We start from the raw sequence: 15,423 nt of genomic DNA, 5'->3' as shown, positions 1-15,423 counted from the left end.
GGTTATGCCTGCTGAAAACACACACAGCGACGTCCAGGCGTCCAATACGCCTATCTGGATGGCGGAGAAAGTTATCCAATCCCAGATCAGCCAGATCAAGCCCTACGCCAACAACAACCGCGTGCACGCGGCCAAGAATGTCGACAAACTGAAGGCATCGGTGGCCCAGTTTGGCTTTGTCACTCCGATCCTGTTGGATGCTGAAGGTACCATCATCGCGGGTCATGGTCGCTATGAGGCCGCCAAGGCCCTGGGGTTGAATTCCGTACCGACTGTTGTCGCGGATCACTTGTCAGAAGCGGAAGTGCGCGCTCTGCGCATTGCGGACAACAAGCTGGCGGAATTGTCCGACTGGAACGAAGCTGCTCTGCAGATTGAGTTTGCCGAGCTGATGAATCTCAGCCTTGATGGCGAGCTGGATTTTGATCTGGACATCACAGGGTTCGAAACACCGGAGATCGACATCATTATCGACAGCGTCGGTGAGGTGACGGAATCTGTGGCGGAAACTGTTGAGACGCCGGACCCTGCGGCACCCGTAGTCACGGAGCCGGGCGACCTCTGGGTTCTCGGAGATCATCGCATTTTCTGCGGGGACGCCCTTCAAACCCAGAGCTACGACACCTTGCTGGAAGGCGAGACCCCGCAGATAGTCTTCACCGATCCGCCTTACAACGTGCCGGTCAATGGGCATGTGCGGTCCGGCAATAGCGCCGAACACCGCGAGTTTGCCATGGCGTCGGGAGAAATGTCGGATAGCGAGTTCCGCGGCTTTCTTTCAGGCGTGATCACCCAGTTGTTTGGCCGTCTGCCAGACGGGCGTATTGCGATGATCTGCATGGACTGGCGTCATATCGAAGAGTTGATTGCGGCGGGCAAGGCAGGTGGCTTTGATCTCATCAATCTCTGCGTCTGGAATAAAACCAACGGAGGGATGGGCAGCCTTTATCGTTCCAAGCATGAGCTGGTTGCGATCTTCAAGAAACCAGGTGCTGCGCATGTCAACAATGTCGAATTGGGCAAGCACGGGCGCAACCGGACCAATGTCTGGGATTATACCGGTGTGAACAGCTTTGGGGCAGGGCGCGAGGCGGATCTCGCGGATCATCCCACGGTGAAGCCGACAGCTCTGGTTGCAGATGCCATCATGGATGTGAGCCACCGCGGCGACGTCGTGCTGGACGCCTTTGGCGGGTCCGGGGCGACCTTGCTGGCAGCAGAGAAAACCGGGCGGCGGGCGCGGCTCATTGAGCTCGACCCGGCCTATGTCGATGTCGCCATCCGCCGTTGGCAGGAGATGACTGGTGAGAACGCCGTGCACGCGGTGACAGGCGAGACGTTCGATGCGCGTTCTGCGGCCAACGATACCACTTCAGAACAGGAGGTGGGTCATGTCTGACGATACGAAAGACTACGAGGTGGGTTACGGCAAGCCGCCCAAAGCGACCCAGTTCAAAAAAGGCCGATCCGGCAATCCGAAAGGGCGGCCGAAAGGTGCCAAAGGGGTGAATGCCGGCTTGAAACGCGAATTGGAAACCAAGATTACGGTTCGCGAAGGCAGCCACGAAATCCGGATTTCCAAGGCTGAGGCAATTGCCAAGCGGTTCACGGCAGGCGCGTTGAAGGGCGACACGAAATTGTTGATGGCGCTGCTTAAGCTGGACACAGATCTGTTCAACGCAAGTGAATTGGACGCGCAAGAAAGCGTCCGTACGGTTGAGCCGGACGCTGTCGACTACGACATCCTCCGGGATTTCTTTTCCAGCCAACTGGACGGTGACGGTGATCTGGAAAACGAGGAGGCGGAAGATGACGACTCCTGATCCAAAAATCGTGCAAGCCGCTCGCGAGGTTTGCCGAGACAATATCTTTCCCTTCGTGTGGCGTGTGTTTGGCACGCTGCACCAGGGAACTGACCGCAGCTTTGATCCGGCCTGGCATGTGCGGGCCATGTGCCATGAGTTGGACAATGTCCGTCGAGGCGAAAACAAGCGACTGATCATCAACATCCCGCCACGTTGCCTGAAATCGGTCACCGTGGCCGTTGCATATGTCGCTTATCTTCTCGGTCATAACCCCAGCGCCAAGATCATCGTTGCCAGCTATGGGTTGGATCTGGCGCGCAAACATTCCGAAGATTGTCGTCGGATCATGTCTGCGCGCTGGTACCGGGAAATGTTCCCTGAAACGGTCTTGGCTAAAAAGGGCAACACCTCAGAAGAAATCCGCACCACAAAGGGAGGCAGCCGTAAGGCTGTCTCCATTGGAAGTTCTGTCACCGGTCATGGCGCCGATTACATCATCATCGATGACCTGCTGAGAGCCGGAGATGCCGGCTCCGAAGCCGAGCTGGTCAAGGCGCAGGAGTTCATTGAGGGGACCTTGTTGTCGCGCTTCGACAATCCGGCCGAAGGGCGTGTGGTTATGGTTGCGCAACGGTTGCACGAGATGGATCCGCCGGGTTATCTGCTCGAACGCGGGACCTACCGGCATCTGAATCTGCCTGCCATCGCAGAAGGCCATGAGGTGGTTCCTCTTGGGCGTGGAAGGGTCATGCGCCGCAAACCGGGTGATCTCCTGTGCCCGTCCCGTTTGGATCAGCAAACGCTGGATACCAAGCGTCGCGAAATGGGCGCGGCCGTGTTCAATTGCCAGTATCAGCAGAACCCCATTGCTCCCGACGGGTCGCCCTTGCGCTGGGAGTGGTTTGGCACCTACGAGACCATCGAAGATCGCCGCTGGTTCCAACTGGTGGTTCAGAGCTGGGATACGGGCATGTCGGCAGACCCCCGGTCTGATTTCTCTGTCTGTACAACCTGGGGGTTCCGCGAAAATGCGTGGTATCTTATCGACGTCTGGCGCGGGCAGGTAGACTACCCAGACCTGAAAGCCAAGGCACTGCAACTTGTCGGCCGTTGGGATCCCGATCGTGTCCTGATCGAAGATGCGGCCTCCGGCAAACCTCTTTTGGACGAATTGTTTCGTGATGACCGTCGGCGCTACGAACGCATTAAACCCGACAAGGACAAGGAAACCCGGTTCCAGTCCGCTTGCGGTCCTGTCGAAGAGGGCAAGGTTTATCTGCCTGCAGATGCATCCTGGCTGCCGGTATTCAAACGGGAGCTTCAGTCCTTTCCACGCGGACGCAACGATGATCAGGTCGACAGCTTTGCCCACTTTCTGAACTGGTCCAAGGGACCGGGCTTCTACCGGGCATTGGGCCGCGACCACCGGATCAACATCGAACGTCGGGAGCGTAATCGAGATAGGGTCAGGCGACGGTAGGATCTCGGAGTTGAGCTTGAAAACTCGTTGAATAGTACTGGGAGGGCCGATGTCGGACCAATCCTGAGAGCGGCCCCAATGACCGCTCGCAACCACAAACCGGTCTAATCGCTAATGCCGTCGGATGACGGCTTTGAGCCCAATGCAGACATTTGGATCAAGCGAAGCATCTGTCGAAAGGGACTAGAAACGTTCATTCGCTGCGTCCTGCGCCTTGGTTTACGAAGCAAAGTTAAGCCGCCATTGCTTTTTCATTCTGTACTAGTCCACACTGACTCTCCGTGAATGGTAAAGGGAGAACTCGATGAGCGAAGAAACGATCGGATTTGTTGGTGTTGGCTTGATGGGTCAAGGTATGGCCTCGAATCTGTTAAAAGCCGGCTTCACAGTTAACGTGATTGCTCATCGAAACCGTGGGCCTGTTGATGAGTTGGTCGCTGAGGGCGCGACGGAGGCGGAAAACCTCGCGGAGCTTGCGGCAGTATCGTCAGTTACCCATATTTGTGCGCCCGGCTCTCCTCAGGTCGAGGCAATCGTGGCCGCCATGATGCCAACCATTCAGGCCGGTAGCGTCGTTGTGGATTGTTCCACGTCAGACCCGAATTCCACTATGGCACTCGCGACTAAGTTAGCGCAGGCCGGTCACCATATGGCGGACGCGCCGTTGGGCGGGACACCCGTGCAGGCACAGAACGGAGAGCTGGCGACCATGGTCGGCGCTGATCCTGTTGTTTTTGAGCGGTTGAAGCCTGTTATCTCAGCTTGGGCAAAGACCATCGTTCACATCGGCCCATGTGCTGCAGGGCACAAAATGAAGCTTCTGAATAATTTTCTTTCACTGGGATACGCGGCGCTTTATTCGGAAGCGTTGGCACTGTCCGAAAAAGTCGGAATATCCACCAAGGAATTCGACTCTGTCATTCGTGGCAGCAGGATGGATTGCGGGTTTTATCAAACCTTCATGGGGTACGCCGTTGAAGGCAATCGAGAGTCCCACAAATTCACTCTATCCAATGCTCTAAAAGACTTGCGTTACCTAGAAGCCATGGCAGATGAAGTGGGGTTGTCCAATCCAATCGGAAACGCCGCAAAAAACAGTTTTGCAATGGCGCTCGCCGCTGGGGGTGACGGACCGAACGACTATGTTCCTCACCTTGTGGATTTCGTAGCTGCGAGAAACGGCGTATCCAAGGCTTGATTCTGGTCGCATTGCACACGCAGTTTAATGCGAACTCTTTAAGATGCGGCAACAAGGATTTCAGGTAGTCCCACCAATCATGCTGAGGATCAAAACTTAGAAGTCTTTTTGCTTTGGCGTTTGAATAGAAGGTTTCATCCTGCGTCATTTCCTTCTTAACATCAAAGCCTTCGTAAAACCGCGCTACTAACTCTGACGTCGTAAAATTTACAGAGTGGTTGTCGTTTGTTACGTTGAAATTCGGATAACTAAAATCACGGATGCTCACGAACTGTTGGCGCTCGGAACAAAAACCAATCAAGTGACCTCCTCCGAACCGCTTCCCAATGCGGCCTGCTGCCAGTTAATTGAGCTCAACTGGCGGGCTGAATGAAAAGGCACGGGACTTCTTTGCCAAGTCACTCACGCAATAATAAAAATGAATAATGAAATATTTGCTCCAAACCCCAAGTGCCAGAGCAATCCTGATGGCACTCTTCATAATCATTGTTGTGAGGGTGTGCAGCCATGAAGGAACTGGATATAAAGAGCCTGATAAAGAGTATTTGGACGGCAGAGGCAGGCCTTAACCCGCACTGCCATACCCTTATGTGTCTACTTTCCGCTCATAAGCTGTCATCTGAAAAAAATGTTCAGATGACCAAGTTGAGCCCAAAGCAGACTGCTTTGCTCTATGCCTTTCGGACAATCAGAATTTAGCTGAAATATCGAGCTCCATTAGCACACAAGCACCTTCGTCCTTGATATCCAGAAAAGGCCGTTGTCCGTCCAGCTCGAAGTCTTCGTATTCAATTGAATGAACGCCGTCGAAGCCCGCTTTCAAAAAAATGCTTTGTGAGAAACGGTTTGTCGCTTCCGCAAAAGCAATTTGGTAGCCGGATCTCTTGGCCTGATTTACACAAGAATCCAGCAAGTATTGAGCAATTCCCTTTCTCGAGAAATCGTCACGCACAGCGATCATGAAAATATGAAGATACTTCTTTGCCTGAATGTTGTGCCTATTCAAAAACGCGCTTTCTAGCTCATCAATTAACGTGATGACTGGCTCGGAAGCTAAATCCATCGCACTAATCGAATCGGGCGGCGGCTGACCGAAATCATGTGCTAGAACAGCGCCTACAATTTCACCAGAAGCGTCATCAAGAGCGACAGATGACAAACCTTCTTTTGCAGATTTTGATCCAAATAGTGCGGCGAGCTTTTCGAGCTTTTCGGGTGAGAATTTGGTTGAAACGGCGGGTGGATCTCGCCTGCTGAAAACGTCGCCAAGCAGCTTTGACATTTCACCATTATCTGCTTCCGACATTCATCGTACTACGATCTCTGAACTGGCCACTTGGTGCTACCCCAAAAGCAAGTGGCGACATTCTACTCAAACACAATCCGTTTTGTCGAACAGTTTCCGTTTCGTAGCGATCGGACGCATTATCCGCACAGCAGGCTCTGGGACCGCTGGAACCGGGTCAATGAAGCATTGAAACCGTCAGATGTCCGTTTTGAATCCCAAACGCAAGTAGAAGGAGAGTAATTTAAGACTTTTGTTCACGGTCGATTTCCGCTGCGATTTGTAGCAAGTCTTTGAGGAAACCATCGATATCTTCACGCTGTGTACGATGATTGTTAAAGGCACAACGTAGGCCGTGTTTGCCTTGAACCGTAGTGTCCGAAGGCACGGCGAGGCCGCGCTCCTGTAGTCGCAGCATTATTTCAGTATTGAGGGATTTCGATGCCTCCTCATCCCCAGCAATATGTCGAAAACAAACGATGTTGAGATCAACCGGTGCAAACAATTCCAGAAGCGGATGCGCCTCAACCTGCCCTGCCATGTACCTCGCAAGGCTAATGTCCTTGGCGATGAGCCTACCAAACTTGGCAGCGCCTTGCTCTTTAAACGCCATCCAGATCTTGAGCGCGCGGAAGCCGCGACTGAGTTCCAGTCCATAGTCAGCAAGAAACTTGCCCGCAATCATTCCTCGATCCTGAAGTTGCAGATAGGGTCCGTGCATCTCGAATGTCGCGAAATGCGCTTCCGGGTTCTTGATCAACACGGCGCCAGCTTCGAAGGGCGTGTGAAGCCATTTATGAGGATCAATAGCGACTGAGCCTGCCCGCTCTATCCCGTCGACCAAGTGCGCATGGTCCGGAGCCAGCCGGAGCACGCCACCGATGCATCCGTCAACGTGAAACCAGAGGCCTTCGCGCTCACAGATGTCCGCAATGGCGCCCAGATCGTCAATGGCGCCTGTATTCGTTGTTCCAGCCGTGCCAATAACACAACTTGGTTGCAGCCCGTTTGCCCGATCTTCTGCGATCGCGGCTTCAAGCGCATCAAGTCGAATCCGCTGACGTTCATCGCTGGCAACCTCCACCAACGCTTTTGCGCCAAGACCTAAGACTTCCAATGCTTTTTGGTGACAACTGTGCACCTGATCGGACGCATAAAATCGCAACGGCTTCTTCAATCCAGCGATGCCTTCTTTGCGAACATCATAGCCAGCGGCAAGATTACGAATTACGGTGTGCCCTACAAGGTTTGCCACAGATCCACCGCTGGTCAATGTGCCGCTTGCGGTTGTAGGAAAGCCTGCAATCTCTTTAAGCCAATCGACGACTTGTTGTTCAACCTGCGCCGCACCTGTGTTGCCGCCGCCAAGGTTGCTGCCGTCTACCGCGGCCAGAAAGTCGCCCAAAGCACCTGTGAAGTTGCTTGCGCCCATGTACCAGCCCCAGAAACGAGGGTGGACATTGCCCATGGGGAAGGCCGCGACGTTTTGTTGATACTCGGCATAGACGTCGTCCAGTGGTGTTGGTTCTTCTGGCAAACCCATTTGCAGGCGGGCACGCACATCTTCGGGCATTGGTGTCCAAACGCGGCGCTCTCGAACATGCGCCAAGTGCTCCACCGCCTCGTCGACCATCCGATGCGCCAGCGCGCGTGTAGCCTCCCAATCGTCCGGGTCTAGCGTTTCTTCTTTGTTTTTCGCCATTTCCCAACCTCATTGTTTCAGTGAAAGCTGCATTAAACGCTGGGCATTTGCAAATTATAGGTTTGTTGTACCGGCATTTTTAGCCTTGGCGTTTCGCAGTATCGATCGGCGCCGCTCGAATCTGTTTGTAAATTGAAATCCCCAATGACCGTTACGTCCGCATAGCAGTCCCTCGGACAGATCACAGCGAACGACAGCACCGAGCCCAAAGTTGTCGCTTAAAAAGGGAGCCAGGAGATTTGAGAGCCCATTAGGTAAACCGCTATTCCTAATCGCGCAGAAGCCCACCAGAGAGCAGTGTTATCCTCCCGCCACGCCAGCGACGTTGACATATAGGGCGTACACAGAATGGCTTGCTGCCATGAAAAGCCGGCTGTTGGCACGGCCTCCAAAGCAGAGATTGGCACATCGTTCAGGCAAAGCGACGCGACCTATAGGAGTTCCATCAGGGGCAAAGACCATAACTCCGTCCAGTTCGGCATCACCCATGCCCCAACCGCACCAGAGATTACCGTCCACATCCACGCGGAATCCATCTGGCGTGCCTGGACCTGCATCGATTAGCACTCGCTTGTTCTGGATCGAGGCACCATCTGTATTCACGTCATAAGCCAGAATCTTTCGAGACGGTTCACCACGCGATTCAACAATGTACAGCACGGTCTCATCGGGGCTGAAGGCCAAGCCGTTTGGCCCTAGAATGTCATCGGCTACTACTCTCAGTTTTCCGGTGCCGGGGTCCAGTCGGTATACGTTCTGGCCTAACTCTGGTTCGGCGCGATGACCTTCGTAGTTGCCCGAGATGCCAAACGGTGGATCCGTGAACCAGACACTGCCGTCGGATTTGACGATCACATCATTGGGCGAGTTTAGACGCTTTCCGTCAAAGCTCTCGGCTAGCACAGTGATTGACCCATCATATTCTGTACGCGTAACCCGTCGTCCACCGTGCTCGCACGTAATCAGGCGACCTTGCCTGTCCCGGGTCTGACCATTGGCGAAATTCGAGGGCTGACGATACGCCGATGACTGTCCGGTAACCTCGTCCCAGCGCATGATCCGGTTATTCGGAATATCACTCCATAGCAGATATCGCCCGTCACCGAACCACACTGGCCCTTCACACCAGCGACAACCAGTTGCCAATCGTTCTACGCCGGCCAACGGCAGCCTGTACTTTTCAAAGCGCGGATCGAGCGCCACAACGGATGGGTCTGGATACCGCTGGGAGGGTTGCCAGCTATTTTCGAAGTCATTTTTGTCCGTCATAGATCATCCTCAGTGTGGCGCCTGCTCAAGCTATGTGACTGGTCTTGAATTGAACAGGGCAGGCTATGCACTCGGTCCAAAGATCGACCAGCCTGTCGCACGAACTAACTCCTGAAATGCGATAGTCGCCAAATGGGAGTTGCCTTTTTGATCTAGCCCGGGGCTCCAGGCGACTACAGATGCGATACCAGGTACAATGCACAAGATTCCGCCACCAACACCGCTTTTCGCTGGAAGGCCAACACGGAAGGCGAACTCACCCGAGGCATCATAAGAACCACACATCATCATCAGTGCGGTTACTCTTCTGGCTCGCTGTGCCGACAATACTGTGGCACCGGTGGCCGGATTTTGACCCGCTGCGGCGAGAAAACGGCCCGCCAATGCTAGCTGTTCACATGACATTGCGATGCTACATTGGCGAAAGTACAGAGACAAAACATCCTCTACCGGCGCGTTTAGATTTCCTTCCGCCTGCATAAAATGCGCAAGAGCGCGGTTTCTGGACCCAGTTCGCATCTCAGACTCTGCAACTGACGCATCGACCTCGATCGAGTTGTCCTCCGAAAGCTCTTGGCACAATCCCAAAAGGTCGTTGACTGCTTCATCAGAAGAACGGTCTTCGAGCAGAACATCTGCCACTATGATCGCACCTGGGTTGATAAACGGGTTCCTTGGGATTCCGCGTTCGTGTTCAAGCTGAACGATTGAATTGAATGGATCGCCGGAAGGTTCCCGACCGACTCTTTGCCACAAAGTGGCACCAACCTGTTGAAGCGCCAATGTGAGCGAGAACACTTTTGAAATGCTCTGAATCGAGAATAGCGTGCTCGCGTCTCCAGCGGAAATTAACGGGCCGTTGATTGGTGCAATGGCAATACCGAATTGGTTCAGATCAACTTTGGCGAGTTCTGGAATGTATTGCGCCACTTTCCCCCTTTCGGACATGCCGGAAATGCGATCTGCGATATCGTCCAAGACTTCCTGAAGCGTCTCGCTATCGGTGGTTTTGAGTATCGGCATAGATCTCCTCCGTCCAGACAGTGTGATCTACGCCCTTGCTAAGTTCGGGAAATTTGCTTGCGACAAAGCGAGGTTCAAGGTTCTGTCGGCGTTGCGAAAAATAGTCCACCGTTAATTTGTATACGGTGCCAGACAGGAGCACTATTGCCACCAAATTGATGGTTGCCATTATTCCCATGGCGGCATCCGCGAAATTGAACACTGTGGCAACAGCTTGCACAGCGCCCCAAACAACCATTGCAAGGCAGCCCAAACGCAAGATGTAAATCGGCAGCTTCCCTTCCAATTTTAAGAACGTCATCGCGTTTTCGGCATATGAGTAGTTGCCAAGTATGGATGTGAAGCCAAAAAAGACGATAGCAATCGCTATGAAGTGGCGACCGATTTCGCCGAGATGGACCGCCGCCGCGTCTTGAGTCAGTCGCATTCCGGTAGGTCCATCAATTTCGATTGCGCCTGACAAGAGAATTAGCAATGCAGTTGCCGTCGCGACCAAAATCGTATCCACAAAACACCCGAATGCCTGAACGAAGCCTTGGCTGGAAGGGTGGTGGGGCTCAGGTGTGGCAACCGCTGCAATGTTCGGTGCTGAGCCCATGCCCGCTTCGTTGGAGAAAAGTCCCCGTTTTATGCCGTTAAGGGCAGCAGCCATGACGCCGCCTGTCACGCCTCCGGCAGCTTCTTGAAGGCCAAATGCCCCTGCAACAATCGACCACAACATAGCGGGTACTTCGGAAATGTTCAGGACTACCACAACACAGGCAAGCAAGAGGTAGAGACCTGCCATGAGCGGCACGACAATCTCAGCGAACTTTGCGATGGTCCTTATTCCACCGAATATGACCACGGCTGCGGCTGCGGCCAGCGCTATGCCAACGATCAATTTGTTCAACCCGAACGCGCCCTCGAAAGCTTCGGCGATCGAGTTGGATTGGACGGCGACAAAAACCAAACCAAAGCTAACAATCAGGCAGATCGAAAAAATGACTCCGGCCCAAGGAGCATTCAAGGCGTTGGCCATGTAGAACGCTGGGCCTCCTCTGAACCTGCCGTTGGACGATGTGACTTTATAGAGTTGGGCCAAAGTACTTTCAGAATAAGCCGTGGCCATTCCAACCAATGCTACGATCCACATCCAAAAGATGGCGCCCGGACCTCCTAAGGTCAGGGCCACAGCTACGCCAGCCAGGTTTCCAGTGCCGACGCGTGAAGCCAAGCTTACCGTCAGCGCTTGAAACGGAGTAATACCTCTTTTGTCCGTGCTCTTCGAAGACGTGAGTACGCGCACCATTTCCCCAAAATGAAGAAACTGAAGTGCGCCAAGACGAATTGTAAAAAAGATACCGGTTCCAAGAAGTCCGTAAATTAATACGTAGTTCCAAAGAACCGTGTTTATGCCATTAACCAATACTTCCATAGCACGCCTCTTAATAATTCAAACACTTCCCGGAAGACAAAAACAGTCTGCCTAGTTTTTCATCATGCACAAAGATGCGAAAATTGTCAGGAATAAGCTGCGCGGTATCAATAAAAGGTTGACGTGGATAGCACTGAAATTGAGGCACAGGCATATAGCTACGTATCCATTTGGCAATTCGCTTAGCAGTAGTTCAGGCCAATTGCTGCGAACGACAGCGTCGAACCCAAAGAGGCAAATGCTGCGCATTATGCGACTGTCCCATTTGATTGGATTCTTCGGAAAGCGGCAAAGCGTTCGTACAATCCCAGTGCAGCCGACGGCTGCTACTATCACAATGCAGAAATGCTTGAAGGGCAGCGTGCTCTTAAGTTGTCCCGCGCTGTTTCAACTAGTTGCAGATAGGCAATTCTAGTGGCCGTTGTTTAGGCAAGGAAGCTCTCCAACTATTTATGATCGGTTGGAGGCTACTTTTGGGCCAGAACTTTGGTGTGCCTATTGCTTGCAAGCAAGCTGCGTTCCAATAAACTCCTGCTCGCGATAGTGATTTCCCCTTTTTCACAGCCTTAGCGACAGCATTGATATCCTTGGATTCCGGGTAGATATACAGGGTCGTCGGATTCCCTTCCACAAGGGCCAATATCTCTTTTGAGGCAGACTGTGACCAGGTTGTGCAGCCGTTGCTACGGCCACCAGTGTAGTTCACAAGTTTTCCGTAGGGGACATAGCCGTCGTTGTCTGCATGAGTGCTTCGAGGACTTTTGAACCTACATTGCCACTTAAGGAAAACAGCAGGATGGCCTCCGATGGCGCGCTCCCGAGCATTGCTCGTTTCTCCTTCCCCATCGAACAAAAGAAAAGTGCGGTAAAACGGCTGCGTTTTGCCGGAGCGACTGTAATAACCTTTGAACGACGTGCGGGTTTCAGCCGTCACATAGGCACCGCCGGCGGTAAGTTTAGATCCTTCTGCATTGCTGAAGTTCTTCGCGCATTGCCGACCATTCGAAAAATTGGCGTTCTTTAGTTTTCGGCCATTGCCATAGCCGGACGAAACCGCACGGAAGGACTTTTGTGACTCGCAAATGACGTAAAACCGCTTGCCCGGATTGCCGTTTCTTGCAGTGCTGGGGCGGGTTGCATCCTTGGCAAGGTAGCAGGGGTTCTTTACTTCGCCTCGTCGTACTTTCTCGATGTAAAGCGCACGCGCCCTGTTCAGAACAATTGGTGCGATTTGCCCATCACCTGTTCCCACGTGTTTTTGTAACCACACTGGGACATCTTGCGATATCGCCTCGACGCGGTCTGGGAGTACGCCCGCCGAGATGGCAATTGTAGTGGCAGTGAGTGCGAGACGGAGTGAATTCGGTAGCAACTGGAGATCTCCTGCTAGAATGTCCTCCTGGCCAGTCTAACACAGTTCTTATACTTCACGACGCCAGCCAGGTGTACCAACGAAGCTTCGTGTTGCCACAAATCCCACACTACGTTTTTTGGGGGGCTAACACGTTGCGCAATTAGGCTGCCATGTTGCGTAGAATTCTGGACATTCAGAGTTTTGCTTCCAAATAAATGCTATGGCCACACGTCGAAAGTTCCTGTTCTTAACCGTAACCGCAATGGCTGCTCCGTACATAGCGCGGGGACAAACGGTAGCGCTGAATAATGTGATAAGCGGTCTGCCGCAGTTGCATTCACTTCAAATTCAACGCGGAGATGAAGTCATTTTCGCTAAGACTCAACAGGGTGCAGGCCTAGACAGGCCAGCTAACATAAAGTCCTGTTCGAAAAGCATTGTGGCTCTGTTGCTTGGGACGGCGATCGATCGGCAGGAAATCCCATCTGTAGACGCCACCCTGCGGGAGGTCGCTCCGCAGCTCTTGCCTGCCAATGCTACACCCGGCACCGAAAGCATAACCATGGAGGATCTGGTGACGCTGCGAGCCGGTCTCGAAAGAACCTCTGGCAGTAACTATGGGGAATGGATCAGCTCTCCTAACTGGGTCGCGGATGTATTGACACGGCCGATGGTTGCTGAGCCAGGACAACAGATGCTCTATTCCACTGGATCAACTCATGTTCTTGGTGCAGCGTTGACCGAGGCTGCCGGCCAAAATCTTTTGACGCTCACGCGTGAGAGGCTGGGAATACCTCTTGGTATTGAGATACCTGCTTGGACGAGAGATCCACAGGGTTACTACCTAGGAGGCAATGAGATGGCAATTACTCCAAAGTCGATGTTGAAGATCGCGGTGTTGCTTCGGGACCGCGGGGCCTTTGCTGAAAGGCAAATTATTCCTGAAAGCTGGGTCTCGGAATCGACCAAGCCATATGGCCGCTCGGCTTACTCTGGGTTAGACTATGGGTATGGTTGGTTTCTGACGCCTTCGGGTTATGCTTTGGCGCGTGGGTACGGAGGGCAAATTTTAGCTGCTCATACTGACCGAAACCTAGCCGTAGCAATCACATCTGATCCTACTCGTCCGGCTCGTTCCGGAGGATACTTTGGAGAATTGGTAAGATTATTGGACGGTCCAATCTTGAACGCCACCTAATTAGAGCTTTCTGTGGAAGTTGCCGAGTGCGTTACAAGGGTCAATATCCGCAACGGGGGCGTAGCGCATTAATGTCGTCGATTTTCCTTGATTGAGCCCCATCTAGTTGAGGAAATCGACGTGGAATTTAATGGCCACGTTGACAACACGGTCATACCCAGATTGGATGGAGCTCGCCGGATTTCCTCCTCCAAGTTCGGCGAGAAATTGAAAAAAACCTTTCCAGAAACAACTATAACTGAATGGCTCTCGCAGCCAACATTAACCAAGGCTGTACGATCACAGTTAAAAGTCAGCTTTGTCCGCAAAGCGGTAATTCTGATAGAACGCAGTGAACGACCGCTGTGAGCCCAAAGCGGATTTTCAAAATTCTTAACCCGTATGGACGACGAGCTGACTGTGGGCATTGGAAATCGCATAGTATTGCGAGCGTGCTACGGCCTATCCCTAGATTTTTGTCGCCTCCTTAATGCTATAGTGAATTGGCTTGGTTCCGGAGGTTGGTTGATGCTCATCGTCTTAAGTCTTTACTTCGGCTTGATTTGGTTGGTTTTTTCTAAACTCAAATGGCTTCCGTGGAACGCTTTCTGGAAAACAGTTATCTATGGTGGCGCTGCAGTAATTGCCCTTGTGGTCTTGGGAGCTCTCAACCACACAACACCGACAGGGCCAGTTTCAGTTCAAGGAATTGAGACAAACATCGCACCTAACGTATCCGGAACGGTTGTCGAGGTGGCTGTCGAGGCCAATCAATCCGTTAATGAGGGTGATCTACTCTTCAAAATTGATCCTGAGGTTTTTGCTGCTGAAGTGTCACGTCTTGAGGCCTCTCTTGAAACGGCTAAGTCTTCGGCTGACCAGTTACTGACTGATCTCACCGCAGCCGAGGCAGAAATCGAGTCTTTGAATGTTCAGCTTCTCTTTGGGCAGCAGAGGCGCGACGACATCATCCAATTGGAAGAGCGAGGCGCATCGACAACTTTTCAACTCCAAGAAGCCGTTGCTACGATTGATCAATTGACCGCGAATATCCGAGCAGCTGAAGCGCGCAAAAAGGGACTGGAGCGTCGAATTTCCGCTACGATTGACGGCCGAGACGCCGCAGTTGTGGAAGCTGAAATGGCACTCGAGCAGGCCAGATGGAGCCTTGAAGAGACAGAGGTTCATTCACCCGGAAATGGCGTTGTTTCTGCTGTTACACTACGGCCTGGAAACCGCGCCACCACGTTTCAAGGTGCGATAACATTTATTGATCCGTCGGATTTTGCAATTGTAGCCTCCCTTCCACAATCGAGCCGCCAAAACGTAAACATCGGAGACGAGATTAGGTTGGCACTGCGGACACAGCCTGGCACAGAGCTCTCTGGCATCATTGTTGCTTTACCGGTGGGATCCGCCGAGGGGACACTCGATCTGCGCGCGGGGCTTCCTTCAATACGAGAGCTGGCCGGGATCTCTAGCTACCCAGTGCTGATCGAGTTATCTGAGGTTTCCGATTTGGAAGATCTTCCTTTTGGTACATCAGGAACAGCATTGGTAATGACTGAAAAAGCAGGCGCAATCGGGGTTCTTGCCGAAATCCTGTTCTGGGTAACTAAACAGCTGAATTATTTGTGACCGGTAATGGGTGCCATGTTGCAACGAATGGCAGCATTGTCCGCATTGCAGGCATTCTTTGAATTCTGCCGTATG

Annotated in this window: 12 protein-coding genes; 6 read left to right on the top strand and 6 right to left on the bottom strand. The window is 52.7% G+C overall.

The features are described 5' to 3' along the window. Positions 1 to 4: 4 nt before the first annotated feature. From GS646_RS10900 to GS646_RS10885, 4 genes are all read left to right on the top strand, one after another. Positions 5 to 1,399 (top strand): DNA methyltransferase, encoded by a 1,395-nt coding sequence (locus GS646_RS10900; protein ID WP_253746360.1) that lies wholly within the window; start codon positions 5 to 7, stop codon positions 1,397 to 1,399. Continuing rightward, positions 1,392 to 1,823, top strand: coding sequence for a DUF5681 domain-containing protein (locus tag GS646_RS10895; RefSeq protein ID WP_171646572.1), 432 nt, complete (start codon positions 1,392 to 1,394; stop codon positions 1,821 to 1,823). The genes GS646_RS10900 and GS646_RS10895 overlap by 8 nt, the downstream gene beginning before the upstream one ends. Then, on the top strand, positions 1,810 to 3,285 hold the full coding sequence (gene terL / locus GS646_RS10890) for a phage terminase large subunit (RefSeq protein ID WP_171646704.1): 1,476 nt from the start codon (positions 1,810 to 1,812) through the stop codon (positions 3,283 to 3,285). Before GS646_RS10895 ends, terL begins: the two co-directional genes overlap by 14 nt. A gap of 304 nt (positions 3,286 to 3,589) precedes the next feature. Next, complete coding sequence (locus GS646_RS10885) at positions 3,590 to 4,483, top strand: NAD(P)-dependent oxidoreductase (protein ID WP_171119805.1); 894 nt, start codon at positions 3,590 to 3,592, stop codon at positions 4,481 to 4,483. A 688-nt stretch (positions 4,484 to 5,171) separates the two neighbouring features. On the opposite strand, the gene GS646_RS10880 is transcribed toward GS646_RS10885, so the two are convergent. From GS646_RS10880 to GS646_RS10855, 6 genes are all read right to left on the bottom strand, one after another. Continuing rightward, positions 5,172 to 5,789: an N-acetyltransferase gene (locus GS646_RS10880; RefSeq protein WP_171189178.1), complete on the bottom strand. Its 618-nt coding sequence runs from the start codon at positions 5,787 to 5,789 to the stop codon at positions 5,172 to 5,174. 223 nt (positions 5,790 to 6,012) lie between these two features. After that, positions 6,013 to 7,329: an aspartate aminotransferase family protein gene (locus GS646_RS10875; RefSeq protein WP_371732071.1), complete on the bottom strand. Its 1,317-nt coding sequence runs from the start codon at positions 7,327 to 7,329 to the stop codon at positions 6,013 to 6,015. Between the two features lie 441 nt (positions 7,330 to 7,770). Beyond that, the gene (locus GS646_RS10870) at positions 7,771 to 8,739 is read right to left on the bottom strand and encodes an SMP-30/gluconolactonase/LRE family protein (protein WP_171189175.1); all 969 of its coding nucleotides are present in this window, start codon (positions 8,737 to 8,739) and stop codon (positions 7,771 to 7,773) included. A gap of 63 nt (positions 8,740 to 8,802) precedes the next feature. Continuing rightward, positions 8,803 to 9,762 carry a glutaminase gene (locus GS646_RS10865; RefSeq protein WP_171189173.1) on the bottom strand — a complete coding sequence of 320 codons (960 nt, stop codon included), beginning with the start codon at positions 9,760 to 9,762 and terminating at the stop codon, positions 8,803 to 8,805. Further along, positions 9,737 to 11,179 (bottom strand): sodium:alanine symporter family protein, encoded by a 1,443-nt coding sequence (locus tag GS646_RS10860; protein ID WP_171646707.1) that lies wholly within the window; start codon positions 11,177 to 11,179, stop codon positions 9,737 to 9,739. Before GS646_RS10860 ends, GS646_RS10865 begins: the two co-directional genes overlap by 26 nt. A gap of 391 nt (positions 11,180 to 11,570) precedes the next feature. Next, positions 11,571 to 12,449: a murein L,D-transpeptidase catalytic domain family protein gene (locus GS646_RS10855; RefSeq protein WP_216600388.1), complete on the bottom strand. Its 879-nt coding sequence runs from the start codon at positions 12,447 to 12,449 to the stop codon at positions 11,571 to 11,573. A gap of 304 nt (positions 12,450 to 12,753) precedes the next feature. Between GS646_RS10855 and GS646_RS10850 the strand changes: the two genes are divergently transcribed. After that, positions 12,754 to 13,731 (top strand): serine hydrolase, encoded by a 978-nt coding sequence (locus GS646_RS10850; RefSeq protein WP_171091906.1) that lies wholly within the window; start codon positions 12,754 to 12,756, stop codon positions 13,729 to 13,731. Between the two features lie 507 nt (positions 13,732 to 14,238). Then, complete coding sequence (locus GS646_RS10845; RefSeq protein WP_170788048.1) at positions 14,239 to 15,348, top strand: HlyD family secretion protein; 1,110 nt, start codon at positions 14,239 to 14,241, stop codon at positions 15,346 to 15,348. Positions 15,349 to 15,423: the final 75 nt, after the last annotated feature.

Origin of the sequence: Ruegeria sp. HKCCD4315, from assembly GCF_013112245.1 — a bacterium.
GTDB lineage: Bacteria > Pseudomonadota > Alphaproteobacteria > Rhodobacterales > Rhodobacteraceae > Ruegeria.
The sequence above is the reverse complement of the archived record's forward strand: the minus strand, read 5'-3'. Positions and strand labels throughout refer to the sequence as shown.

What these genes read in the sequence shown, in the direction of transcription:
- terL (WP_171646704.1), top strand. Translation starts at nt 1,810, where the DNA reads ATGACGACTCCTGATCCAAAAATCGTGCAAGCCGCTCGCGAGGTTTGC.
- GS646_RS10880 (WP_171189178.1), bottom strand. Translation starts at nt 5,789, where the DNA reads ATGTCGGAAGCAGATAATGGTGAAATGTCAAAGCTGCTTGGCGACGTT.
- GS646_RS10850 (WP_171091906.1), top strand. Translation starts at nt 12,754, where the DNA reads ATGGCCACACGTCGAAAGTTCCTGTTCTTAACCGTAACCGCAATGGCT.
- GS646_RS10885 (WP_171119805.1), top strand. Translation starts at nt 3,590, where the DNA reads ATGAGCGAAGAAACGATCGGATTTGTTGGTGTTGGCTTGATGGGTCAA.
- GS646_RS10895 (WP_171646572.1), top strand. Translation starts at nt 1,392, where the DNA reads ATGTCTGACGATACGAAAGACTACGAGGTGGGTTACGGCAAGCCGCCC.
- GS646_RS10900 (WP_253746360.1), top strand. Translation starts at nt 5, where the DNA reads ATGCCTGCTGAAAACACACACAGCGACGTCCAGGCGTCCAATACGCCT.
- GS646_RS10845 (WP_170788048.1), top strand. Translation starts at nt 14,239, where the DNA reads ATGCTCATCGTCTTAAGTCTTTACTTCGGCTTGATTTGGTTGGTTTTT.
- GS646_RS10860 (WP_171646707.1), bottom strand. Translation starts at nt 11,179, where the DNA reads ATGGAAGTATTGGTTAATGGCATAAACACGGTTCTTTGGAACTACGTA.
- GS646_RS10870 (WP_171189175.1), bottom strand. Translation starts at nt 8,739, where the DNA reads ATGACGGACAAAAATGACTTCGAAAATAGCTGGCAACCCTCCCAGCGG.
- GS646_RS10865 (WP_171189173.1), bottom strand. Translation starts at nt 9,762, where the DNA reads ATGCCGATACTCAAAACCACCGATAGCGAGACGCTTCAGGAAGTCTTG.